The sequence below is a fragment of the Evansella sp. AB-rgal1 genome (assembly GCF_041820985.1).
In the GTDB taxonomy this organism is placed as follows: domain Bacteria; phylum Bacillota; class Bacilli; order Bacillales; family Salisediminibacteriaceae; genus Evansella.
Genome location: NZ_JBGUAU010000010.1, coordinates 133,409 through 146,105, shown reverse-complemented (window position 1 = coordinate 146,105; position 12,697 = coordinate 133,409). Strand labels below are relative to the sequence as shown.

Annotated in this window: 9 protein-coding genes; all 9 read left to right on the top strand. The window is 37.0% G+C overall.

Going from position 1 to position 12,697, the window contains the following annotated elements; all coding sequences use genetic code 11:
- Positions 1–13 precede the first annotated feature (13 nt).
- The 9 genes from ACERII_RS10590 (at position 14) to ACERII_RS10550 (ending at position 12,691) form a co-directional block, all read left to right on the top strand.
- Positions 14–1,435, top strand: coding sequence for a 3' terminal RNA ribose 2'-O-methyltransferase Hen1 (locus tag ACERII_RS10590; protein ID WP_373642193.1), 1,422 nt, complete (start codon positions 14–16; stop codon positions 1,433–1,435).
- Positions 1,436–1,437: 2 nt separating this feature from the next.
- Positions 1,438–4,032, top strand: coding sequence for a polynucleotide kinase-phosphatase (locus ACERII_RS10585; RefSeq protein WP_373642191.1), 2,595 nt, complete (start codon positions 1,438–1,440; stop codon positions 4,030–4,032).
- 570 nt (positions 4,033–4,602) lie between these two features.
- Positions 4,603–5,634, top strand: coding sequence for a LacI family DNA-binding transcriptional regulator (locus ACERII_RS10580; RefSeq protein WP_373642190.1), 1,032 nt, complete (start codon positions 4,603–4,605; stop codon positions 5,632–5,634).
- A 553-nt stretch (positions 5,635–6,187) separates the two neighbouring features.
- Entirely contained in the window at positions 6,188–6,619 is a 432-nt protein-coding gene (locus ACERII_RS10575; protein WP_373642188.1) for an RbsD/FucU family protein, read from the top strand.
- A gap of 36 nt (positions 6,620–6,655) precedes the next feature.
- Positions 6,656–7,303, top strand: coding sequence for a class II aldolase/adducin family protein (locus ACERII_RS10570; RefSeq protein WP_373642187.1), 648 nt, complete (start codon positions 6,656–6,658; stop codon positions 7,301–7,303).
- 28 nt (positions 7,304–7,331) lie between these two features.
- Positions 7,332–8,807: a rhamnulokinase gene (locus ACERII_RS10565; protein WP_373642186.1), complete on the top strand. Its 1,476-nt coding sequence runs from the start codon at positions 7,332–7,334 to the stop codon at positions 8,805–8,807.
- Between the two features lie 53 nt (positions 8,808–8,860).
- Positions 8,861–10,648: an L-fucose isomerase gene (locus ACERII_RS10560; protein WP_373642185.1), complete on the top strand. Its 1,788-nt coding sequence runs from the start codon at positions 8,861–8,863 to the stop codon at positions 10,646–10,648.
- 254 nt (positions 10,649–10,902) lie between these two features.
- Positions 10,903–11,736, top strand: a complete 834-nt coding sequence (locus ACERII_RS10555) for an amidohydrolase family protein (protein WP_373642183.1) — start codon at positions 10,903–10,905, stop codon at positions 11,734–11,736.
- Positions 11,737–11,749: 13 nt separating this feature from the next.
- Positions 11,750–12,691 carry an aldo/keto reductase gene (locus ACERII_RS10550; protein WP_373642182.1) on the top strand — a complete coding sequence of 314 codons (942 nt, stop codon included), beginning with the start codon at positions 11,750–11,752 and terminating at the stop codon, positions 12,689–12,691.
- Positions 12,692–12,697: the final 6 nt, after the last annotated feature.

The window sequence follows — 12,697 nt, the reverse complement described above, 5'->3', positions numbered from 1 at the left end:
TAGGGATTATTTCTTGATAAAGAAAGTTGAAGTTGAAAGAAGAAATAAGACAGGAAAGAGGTGTGATTTTATGCAGTTAACCATTCATGCATCTGGCAATGATGTGGAGGTCATTTCATATCTCCTTGCCAAAAATCCAAATAATATATATGAAAGAAGTCAAAATGGCCACCTTGTCAGAATGTTCTATAGTAAATTTACAGAAGAGGAAGTAGAAGTGACTTTCTTTGTTACTCCAGATTCAATTGAACTCTCTAGGAATAGTTCTCAAACATATGACATTACCTCTTATATAAATGATAGAGAATTTGTTGTTAGCAGTATCTTTTGTACCCTTCTAAGGTCAGCATTAGGAACAGCTCTAAATGGTAAACCAAAAGAAGAGTTTTCCTCTTGGGTTCATCACGCTTTTCCATTCCAGTTTGAGATCGGTCCAATAGCATCTAACTTATCTGATAAACAGATTGTAGATTTATTTGAGCCTTTAGGGTATGACGTTTCGATTATGTACGGTGATGCTGACTACAACCTAAACATAAAGTCAAAAAGTACGGCTAGATATATTATATTAAAAGGATTAACAACACTTCAGTCTGGTCTAAGGCAGCTGTTCGTATTAATTCCAGTTCTCGATAATTACAAGCATTATTATATAGATGAAAAAGAAGTGGAGAAGATCCAAAGGTATGGAGAGGGATGGTTAGACAAGCACCCTCAAAGAGAATTTATTGTGCAAAGAGCACTTCGTTTTAAGGGAATTTATAATTTAGTAGAAAAAAAAGGGAAAGAAAATGTCAGCAGATCAAAAGATGAAAGTAAAAAAGAGTCTAAAGTACGATTAAACGATCTAAGATATGAAAAAATAGTTGATCACATTACGAACTTGAATAAGAAAGAGAGTATTGTTGACTTTGGTTCTGGAGAAGGGAAGTTGTCTCTTCGACTTGGTTTTGTAAATGGTGTGAAAGAGATATTAGCTGTAGAGCCATCAGAGTCGGCAACCCTGAAAGCATTGAGACGATTTGAGAAGGGAAAACAAAAGGAGAACTTTCTAGTGCCTACTCCAATAATGGGATCCCTATTCTATTACGATGAAAGATTAAAGCAGAAAGACGTTATGATTTTATGCGAAGTAATTGAACATATTGAAGAATTTCGATTACCTAAAATAATGAAAACTATTTTAACAGACTATCAACCTAGTATGTTACTTATTACCACACCGAATCACGAATACAACCAAGTATATGATATGCCAGAAGGATATCGACATCCTGATCATCGTTTTGAATGGAGTAGAAACGAGTTTTATGAATGGTGTAATCAACAGAATGTAGCTGGGAAGTATCAGTTAGTATTTGATGGTATTGGTGAAGAGCACCAAGATTATGGGTTCCCGACCCAAATGTGTGTATTTATGAGAAAGGAGGAGTAACGATGGACATTGTCTTGCCTTATGCAGGGATCGTTCTATTAGTAGGGCCATCGAACAGTGGTAAATCCACGTTAGTAAAAAAATTAATAGATATGGAGCAGTTACTTCCCTCCGAAGTTGTTAGTTCCGATGATTTTCGAGTATTAGTAAGTGATATTGATTTTATTGATTGGAAGCAAAGACCGAATGATGAAGCAGAGTCCCTTTTCCATCAATACCAAAATATATCAGAAGAGGCTTTCTCTTTCATGGACTCATTAATTGAGACAAGATGCAGACTGAATAAGTTAACAGTAGTTGATGCAACTCATTTACAGCCTGATGACCGTAAAAGATATATATCTATCGCTCGTAACAATCATGTACCAATCTTAGCGGTGATTTTTGATATGGACCAGAGTATCTTGCTTGAAAGAGATGAGATGCGTGATAATCCTAGAGGGAAACGAAGAATAAAGCAACAATATCAAGTTTTTAAAAGAGAAAAACGTTTTATGAAAAAAGAAGGATATCTTGCATCTTATTTTATCCAAAATACAGATGACGTGGAAATCATAAGGAAAAGAAGTAATCCTATTGAGTTGGATGTAGATAAAGGGATAGATATCGTTGGTGATATCCATGGTTGTTATGATGAAATGATTCATATTATTGAAAAACTTGGATATGAACAAAATAAAGAGGGGGATTATGTACATCCTGCGGGGAGGAAGTTTTTATCCCTCGGTGATGTTATGAGTCGAGGACCTAAATCATTAGAAACTTTGCAATTTTTCTTACGCCACGTTACTAAAGGGCATGCGTATATGATAGATAGTAATCATGGTTGGAAAATAGCTAGGTGGTTAGACGGTAGGAAAGTAACCCTAAATCATGGTGATGAGCTAGTGGAAGAAGAAATGAATCAGTTTCTGGAACAACATGGGGAAGACAAGACAATGAAATTAAAAAGAGAAGTAAAGCAACTACTTCTTAATGCTCCTTCTCACTATATTTTGACAAAGAATGGGGTACCTACTCTCGTATGTACACATGCAGGAATAAAAGATGAATTTATCGGGAAACAATCGTATGATGTGAGTGATTTTTGTCGTTATGGAGATACAGATGGTTTAGATGATGCTGGTAAACCTATAAGAAATGATTGGACGCCCCATCACAAAACAAGTACATTAATTGTTTGGGGTCACGACCCGAAGCCTAAACCACTCCTTATTAACAATACAATAAATATAGATCAAGGTGTGGTTTTCGGAGGAGAGTTGACAGCTTTTCGTTATCCGGAGAAGGAATTTATTTCTGTAAAAGCAGAAAAGGATTATTCTAATTCAGCTAGTAATCCACTAAAAGAGCTGGAGAAGAAGAGGTTAGATCCTCCTAACATTTCGAAGTTTATCAATGGCTATTCTGTTGTAACCGATGACTATGGAGAAATTAAAATTGCTAAAGAATATGCAATCCCATCCATTGATGCAGTATCTCACTTTACGGTTCCAATGGAAGAGATAATGTATATTCCCCCAACAATGAGTCCTACTCCTCATCCTTCTGTTTTAGAAGATTATCTAGAGCATCCAAAGGAAGTCATTGAATACTACCGGAGCAAGGGTATAGAAAGAATGGTTGCGGAGAAAAAGCATATGGGTAGTAGAGGTATTTTGCTTTTGTTTAAAAATAAAGAATCAGGATTAAAGTTTGTTGGACGTGAAACTCTTGGTGTAATTTATACTAGAGCAGGCAGAAAATTCTTTCAAGATGAATTAGCTAACGAAATTCTTCAGAGGCTACACGAAGGATTAATGAACAATAAATATTTTGATAGGTACAAGACAGATTATGTACTATTAGATGCCGAGATTATGCCCTGGAATCTAAAAGCCAAAGAGCTAATTAGTAGCCAATATGCTCACGTTTCCGAAAATGCTATTTTAGATCGTAGCTTTCTTAAGAAAAAATTGGAAAAAGCGTTGCCCCGTCATAAAGATTTAGAGACATGGCTTGCTGAATACGACAGTAAACTTGAGAATGCTATCATTTTTAAAGAAGTGTTTCAGAAGTATTGTTGGGATGTAGAAGACATTAACCATATTCAAATTGCTCCATTTCATGTTTTGGCACATAGTAATGAAACATTCTTTCATAAACCTCACACATGGCATATGGAAATGAACCGAGAATTTGCCAATATGGTAGATATGTTTGTGGAAACAGAATTTATGCTTATTGATGATGCTAGAAGTGAGACGGACGTAATCGAGTGGTGGGAAGATATCACAAGTGACGGTCATGAAGGAATTGTGATCAAACCAGAGACATTTATTACAAAATCAAAGGGTAAACTCATCCAACCTGCCATAAAGGTTAGAGGTCGTAAATATTTAAACATTATCTATGGGATGGATTACTTGCTGCCAGAAAACATAAACCGATTAAAGAAAAGAAACGTTTCAAAAAAACAAAAGCTTGCACTAAAAGAATTTGCGCTAGGCGTGGAAGGCGTAAGACGATTTGTGAATGGAGAATCCATAGAAAGAGTACATGAATGTGTACTTGGAACACTTGCAATGGAATCAGATCCTATCGATCCAAGGCTGTAGAAACAGCTATTAAAATAGTGTAATTTTGATTTGTTTTTATTGTGGGATTATTAGAGTCTACCTGAAATAGGATAAAGAATTTATTTACTTTGAAAGACGCAACCAGTAATAGGGTTGTGTCTTTTAAAAAAAAAGAAAGTATACCATTTTCGTACTTAGAAAAATTGTCTAGTTATAGGCTCCATCTGCTCGTCGTAAACTTGTCTAGGCAGTACTTGGCTCGTGTCAAATAACCTGCCCAATGATTTGCTTTTCTTAGTGATTCAGATGGTTTTAATCCACAGCCAATTTACAGTTAGTTAAGTCCGAGTGTCATTGTTACATTGGGAAACCCAAAACTTCAACTCAAATACAATCTATTTGCGGACCTAATAAAATCCTGTTATGATGCATTTATCGCTAACATACTGGTAACAGCCTGCGTTTTAGTTATACAAACGAAAACTCACTAAACTAGGTTAGTAAAAATACACGTTATACCACTATCATTTTAATTTTAAATGTAAAATAACATATTGTATTATATTTTTATTATAGAAGTATTTAGTTGTTTAGAAAGGATGTTTTCTTATGTCTACAATATACGATGTTGCTAAAAGGGCAAATGTTTCAGCCATGACTGTATCAAGGGTCATTAATCAAAAAGGAAATATAGGTGAGGCAACGAGAAAACGTGTGGAAAAAGCGATAGAAGAACTAAATTATTTCCCAAATAAATCTGCAAGGAGCTTGACTTCTAAAGCAACGAACATTCTCTCCCTCCTTATCACAGACATAAATAATCCTTTTTTTACAAAAGTAGCAAGAGGTGCGGAAGATAAGGCACTACAATTGGGATATCAGGTTATCTTGAGTAATAGTGACGAAAACATTGAAAAAGAATCGCGCTATATACAGATGTTATTAGAATCACAGGTTGATGGCATATTAATAGCCCCCTCTGGAGATGAATCCAAAAATAATATCCGGACGTTAATCAAACATAAAATCCCCTTTGTACAGTTGGACAGGGAAGTAGAAGGGATCGAGTCTGACGTCATTCTTGGAGATAGTCAAAAAGGAACCAGAATGTTGATTGATCACTTAATTAATCAAGGTCATAAACGTATTGCATTAATAAATGGTCCATCCTATATATCTACTGCAAGAGAGAGAAGAAATGCTTATATGGAAGCACTGAAATATTCTGGAATACCGATGGAAGAACATCTTATGTTTGAAACAGATTATATCCAAAAAGATGGATTAGAGTTAGTTGACTATCTCGTCTCTTTACCAAAAGGAAAAAGACCGACAGCTGTTTTTGCTGCAAATAACTTTATCGCAGTTAGGGTTATTAAAGCATTACGAAAAAAAGGAATCCGTGTACCGGAGGATATTGCGTGTGTTTGTTTCGATGATTTTGATCAAGATATTGATTTAGACCCTTTTCTGACCGTGGCAGCTCAACCAGCTTATGACTTCGGATTTATGGGGGTTCAAATGCTGGTAGACAAGATTGAAGGGAATATGGCAGATAAGAAACGAAAGATTATCTTACCTCCAGAAATAATTGTTAGAAAATCTTCTTTAGCTACTACTAATGATCTAGCTACACATTGAGATAGTTAGATTCGTTAGCCACATATATACATACCTAAAGTATCTGTATTCCTCGCGCACCTGTTGTCAATAGATACGTTTTATTAAATATGTACCAACCTAGGGAAGTCTGTTATATTTCCTTAGGTTTTTTTGTGTATTCGAGTTAATTTCCGTTCCGTATCTATCCTTCAAAAAGATTCACCAAGTAAACAAGATGTAACCAATCTAACTTGAACATGGAAACAATTAATTGTATAACAATAATGGTATCGATAACATTATAAATACAGAAAAATGTCAACTGGAAAACTAGAGTTGTTCACTCTAATTATTGAGAACTAGAAGTTTAACTATCATAATCGCAACTTAATGAAATAAATCAAATTATATATTGTGTTATAATTATGTTACCGGTATCATAAAAATAACGATAAGATAAAAAATATAAGATTCCGTCACTCTGTAACTTAGCAAGCTCTCGATTGGAATGCATGTAAGGGAGCATCAAACTTAGCCTTCGTTTCTGTAACACTATAATCATAGTAAAAAGTGATAAGGAGTAGATATGTATATGTTAAAAGGAATCCCCACTATTTTTTCACCAGAATTATTGAAAACGCTTTACGAAATGGGTCATGGAGATGAAATAGTCATTGCTGATGGGAACTTCCCGGCGGCTTCTCTCTCTAAACGACTTATTCGCTACGATGGACATGATGTTCCTGAACTGCTAGAAGCTATCATTAAATTTTTCCCGCTCGATACGTACGTAGAACAGCCTGTCACATTAATGGAAGTAGTGAAAGGAGACCCTCCGGAACCAACAATATGGAAAGAATACCAATCTATCATTCGAACGGAAGGCTGTGACGAGAACAATATTGCTTTTTTGGATAGGCACTCTTTTTATGAGAGAGCAAAAAACGCATATGCCATTGTTGCTACGAGTGAGAAGGCACTATATGCAAACATCTTACTTACGAAAGGTGTAGTAAAGGACTGATACTCCTAATCTAATAAATTTTTGAGGTGAATAAATATGGTAAGTGTTTTAGAACAATTGAGCTTATACGCGAAAAAATTAGTTCAATCTGGACTAGTGGTAGGAGCTGGTGGAAACCTTAGTATCCGTGAAGGTGATTATATGTATATATCCCCTAGTGGATTTGATTTACAAGAAATTGAGGATCATCAATGGGTAAAGGTGGATATTAGGACAGGTGATGTTCTGAGTGATCTGAAACCTTCCTCAGAAATATTAATGCATTTGGAGTGCTTTCGAAATAGACCAGATGTTCATGCTGTCTTACATGCTCATCCAAGCTATTCCGTAGGTGTGTCCTCAACTGGTAAGGAGATTCCAAGTATGTTTCCTGACTTTCCAGCGATGGTAAAGAACATAGCTTACATAGATTATGTCATTCCTACCACAAATGTATTAGCGGAAGAAGTGGTGAAAGTTATCGATAATACAGACGTAATTGTAATGAGAAATCATGGGGTACTAACGTTAGGGAAATCAATGAAAGAAGCGTACTTTTTTATGCAGTTAACGGAGGAAGCCGCAAAGGTCTACACCATCTCTTCCATTGTAGGTAATCCTCGAGTTTTAACAGAGGAAGAATGTGAAGATCTGAAAAATCTTTCAGCGGAAAGATATAGAGCGAAACTACTAAAAGATTCATAGAGTGCTTCGTTTAGAAAGGAAGGTAATTATGAAAAAGGTATGGGCGTTTGATTTAGGAGCTTCAAACGGAAGGTTAATGGTGAGTAGCTTCGATGGAAATCGCCTAGGGCTAGAGGAAATTCATCGTTTTTCTAACCAACCTACCAAAGTCATGAATCGCTACTACTGGGATGTATTACATATCATCAATGAAATGAAAACAGGTATGTCCAAGAGTAGAGTGAAAGGGCATGGAGATGTGGAAAGTCTCGGTATTGATTCATGGGGAGTAGACTTCGGGTTATTGTCTAGTAACGGGGAGATATTGGGGAACCCATACTGTTACCGTGACCCTTACGCAGCTCTAGGTTTAGCGGAGGTAACAAAGCTTGTTGGAAAAAAAGAGTTGTTTTTCCGAACGGGAAATGAACCAACCCAAATCAATACGTTATTTCAACTCTACGGAATCAAGAAAAATAATCCAATGTTACTAGAGCAAGCGGAATCTTTACTGATGACTCCCAATTTAATTGGTTACCTTTTATCTGGAGAGAAACAAAATGAATTTACTATCAGTAGCACTTCTCAGTTGCTTAGCATTTCTAGTCAAAGTTGGGATAGTGAACTGATCAATACGTTAGGTTTGCCAATTGATATTTTTGAACCTATCGTCAAGCCAATGACAATGTTAGGCAAGACGCTTCCACACATAAATCAAGAGGTTGGGATGTCGGCGGTAAACATCGTGAATGTTGCAGGACATGATACTGCTAGTGCATTAGCTGCTTTACCTATGGAGGGTAATGATTCCGTATTTATGAGCTGTGGAACTTGGGTACTAATGGGGGTACAGATGAATGAACCGAATGTATCGCATGAGGCCTTTACCTATGGCTTTACGAATGAAGGTACGTTAGATGGCCAATACCGACTTTTGAAAAATAATATGGGATTATGGCTCATACAACAATGTCGTTTCATATGGGAAAAGGAAGGCATTCAAACAGATTATATTGAGGAAAGCAGATTGATAGAAAAAACAAAATCTTTTCAAACTTTCATAGATCCGGATGATCCTCTATTTTTTAATCCGAGCAATATGGTAGAAGCAGTTCAATCATACTGCAGAAATACTGGTCAAGTTGTGCCAAATTCAAGGGGGGAGATACTATCTTGTATTTTAGAAAGTCTCGCCTTAAAATATCGCTGGGTAGTCGAGAAGTTAGAAAGGATAACCGACAAACAATGGAAAAAGATCCATATGGGTGGCGGTGGGATTCAGAATAATTTGTTTTGCCAATATACCTCCAACGCTACTGGTAGGGAAGTAATTGCAGGACCTGTAGAAGCTAGTTCGATTGGGAATTCTATTGCACAGTGGATAGCTTTAGGGGAATTCAAGAACTTAAAGGAAGCTAGAATGATTGTGCAAAACTCTTTCCATACAGAAATCTACGAGCCAATGAACACAGCAAATTGGCAAGAAGCTTATGAGAAGTTTTTGGAAGTTACCACACTGAAATAACAAGAACTGAATTTTTCGCCCAAATAAATAGAAAGAACTAGGAGGTAACGAAAATGGAAGTGAATAATAGATATCATGGAAAACTACCTAAAATTGGCATCAGACCAACCATTGATGGACGAAGGAAAGGGGTTCGCGAATCGTTAGAAGAAAAAACAATGGCAATGGCAAAATCAGTTGCATCACTCATTTCTTCAAATGTAAGACACTATAATGGTGAGCACGTAGAGTGTGTTATTGCGGATACATGTATCGGTGGGGTAGCTGAAGCTGCGAAAGCAAAAGAAAAGTTCGAAAAGGAATCGGTAGGAGTGACGATTACGGTAACCCCTTGCTGGTGCTATGGTTCAGAAACGATGGATATGAATCCGTCCACTCCTAATGCGATTTGGGGGTTTAATGGTACGGAACGTCCGGGAGCTGTTTATTTAGCAGCTGTTTTAGCAGCACATAATCAAAAGGGAATTCCTGCATTCGGTATTTACGGCAAAGATGTGCAGGATGTAGAAGACTCAGAGATTCCACAGGATGTCAGCGAGAAAATACTCCGTTTTGCAAAATCAGGCCTAGTTGTTGCTATGCTAAAAGGGAAATCCTATCTTTCCATGGGGTCTGTTTCTATGGGGATTGCTGGAAGTATGGTAAGTGAAGATTTCTTTCAAGAGTATTTAGGAATGAGAAATGAGTATGTGGATATGACAGAATTCATTCGTCGTACAGATCTTGGAATCTATGATAAAGAAGAATATGAAAAGGCACTTAGCTGGGTAAAGGAATACTGTGGTGAAGGCATTGACAATAACCCAGAAGACAAGCAAAGAACAAAAGAAGAGAAGCAAAGCGATTGGGAAATGGTTGTGAAAATGACATTAATCACAAGAGATTTAATGGTAGGTAATCCAAAGCTAGTGGATTTAGGCTACGAAGAGGAAGCCTATGGAAGAAATGCGATTGCATCTGGTTTTCAAGGTCAACGGCAATGGACGGATCATTTTCCAAATGGAGACTTCCTAGAAGCGATACTCAATTCTTCCTTTGATTGGAATGGGAAACGACCACCATATATTGTTGCTACGGAAAATGATTCTTTAAATGCGGTGAATATGTTGTTCGGTCACTTACTAACAAATTCTGCACAAATTTTTGCAGACGTGAGGACGTATTGGAGCCCGGAAGCAGTCAAGCGAGTAACCGGAGAAGAACTCTCTGGCAGAGCAAAAGATGGATTAATTCACTTGATTAACTCGGGTTCAGCAACATTAGATGGTACAGGTGAACAAACGATTGATGGGAAGCCAGCTATGAAACCATTTTGGAACATCACTGAAGATGAAATGAAAAAGTCGTTGGAGGCAACTTCGTGGAGACCTGCGAATACAGAATACTTCCGTGGTGGTGGGTACTCTAGTAACTTCTTAACAAAAGGGGAAATGCCTCTAACAATCTCAAGAATTAATTTAGTAAAAGGTATTGGTCCTGTGCTCCAAATTGCAGAGGGATATTCTGTTGAACTTTCTGAAAACGTTCATAATACCTTGGATGAACGGACAGATCCAACGTGGCCTACAACGTGGTTCGTTCCCAACCTAACAGGTACAGGTGTTTTCACTGATGTGTATTCTGTTATGAACACGTGGGGAGCAAATCATTGTGTAGCAAGTTATGGACATATTGGTGCTGACTTACTAACGTTGGCATCCATGTTCCGAATCCCAGTTCATATGCACAATGTACCACGTGAAAACATATTCCGCCCTAGCGCTTGGAATATGTTTGGAACAGAGGACTTAGAGGGTGCAGACTTCCGTGCATGTAGTACTTATGGTCCTTTATATAGATAAACATACTACGATGATACATGACGAGGGGCATGTTGATGGACAGGTGAGGTTAGTGAACGCCCTACCACATAATTGAATAATTAGGCTTCCGTATTCTCTGGGAGTCTTATCATGCAAATTCTACGATATTGGAATGAAGTTGTAGGGATAAAACCAATGAGAATAAATAAAAGATTATTTACCAACAAAAGTATTCTCTAATATAAACAAAACATGACATATATGTGATTATTTTCAAGAACGGGATGGGGATCATGATGAGAATTGATGCACATCAGCATTATTGGAAAATAGATAGAAACGATTATGGATGGATTACACCGGAAGTTCCTGTGTTATACAGAGATTTTTTACCTGAGCATCTATTACCGCAATTACAAAAGCATAATATCGAGAAAACAATTTTAGTTCAGGCGGCACCTACAATAGAAGAATCAGAATTCCTTTTACATCTAAGTGAAGAAGACGACACAATAGCAGGAGTTGTAGGATGGCTAGATCTAGAGGACCCATTATACCTTGAACACTATAGCTCGTTTGCGAAACATCCAAAGTTTGTTGGATTTCGTGTCATGATTCAAGATATGAAAGATCCAAACTTAATTCTTACGAAACCATATCAAGAGGCTTTCGCGTATTTTTCCGAGAAAAATGTGCCTATCGATTTACTTATTACCTCAGATCAACTGCAAGTTGTAGTTGATCTCCTTGATAAACAACCAAAAATGAGAGCGGTAATTGATCACATTGCGAAGCCTAATATAAAACAAGGGATCATGCAACCGTGGAAAACTCAGATGGAGAGAATTGCGAACAATCCCAATATATATTGTAAGCTTTCTGGAATGGTAACAGAAGCAAATCACCATTCGTGGATGCTACAAGATTTTAGAGAGTATATAACACATATTATCGATTGCTTTGGAATAGACAGAATCATGTTTGGAAGTGATTGGCCTGTATGTATTTTAGCAGGTAGTTACGATGAAGTACTATCTATATTAGAAAATAATTTGCCACCTTATTTCACGGATTTGGATAAGGAAAAACTGTTTGGCTTGAATGCAAAAACGTTTTATAAAATATAGGAGATGAACAACGATGGAATATAGAAAGCTAGGAACTACAGAATTAGACGTCTCCATTTTGAGCTTTGGAGCGTCTTCATTAGGATCCGTTTTTCGTGATATTGATGAATTTGAGGGAATTAAGACCGTTCATACTGCGGTAGATATGGGAATCAATTACATCGATGTAAGTCCATATTATGGGCTTACAAAGGCTGAATCAGTTTTAGGAAAAGCAGTTAAAGAGCTTCCACGAGATAAAATCTTATTGTCTTCCAAAGCGGGTCGATATGGGGCTGACACATTTGATTTTTCCAAAAATCGAATCTTTCAAAGTGTAGAAGAAAGTCTTGAAAGGTTACATACAGATTATTTAGATATGTTATTTCTGCATGACATTGAATTTGGCTCCTTTGATGAAGTAATCGAAGAGGGTATTCCAGCGCTGCAGCAGTTAAAGCGAGAAGGGAAAGTTCGATTTTATGGTGTGTCTGGTTTGCCACTTATGGTTTTTGAAAAGGTATTGGAAAAAGAGAAGCTAGATGTGATTTTATCTTATTGTCACTACTCATTGAACGATACGTCACTACTGAAATTACTTCCTACTCTGCAGAAGAAGGAAGTAGGTGTTGTAAATGCATCTCCACTCTCGATGGGGCTGTTAAATACGAGAGAGGTAGCGGATTGGCATCCAGCAGATCCCGAGATTGTTACTGTTTGCAAAAAAGCTGCTGCATACTGTGAAAGCATTGGAGAAGATATTGCCAAACTAGCGATTCAATATTCGGTAGCAAATACAAGTATTCCTACGACATTAGTTAGTACAGCTAGTGTAAAAAATATATCGAGAAATATCTCATGGGCAAATGAGCCAATAAATAAAGAGCTGTTACGCACTGTATTAGAAATGTTAGCTCCGATTCATAACCGTACTTGGTCAAGTGGAAAGCCAGAATATAACGAAAATATTATTTAGGTGAGG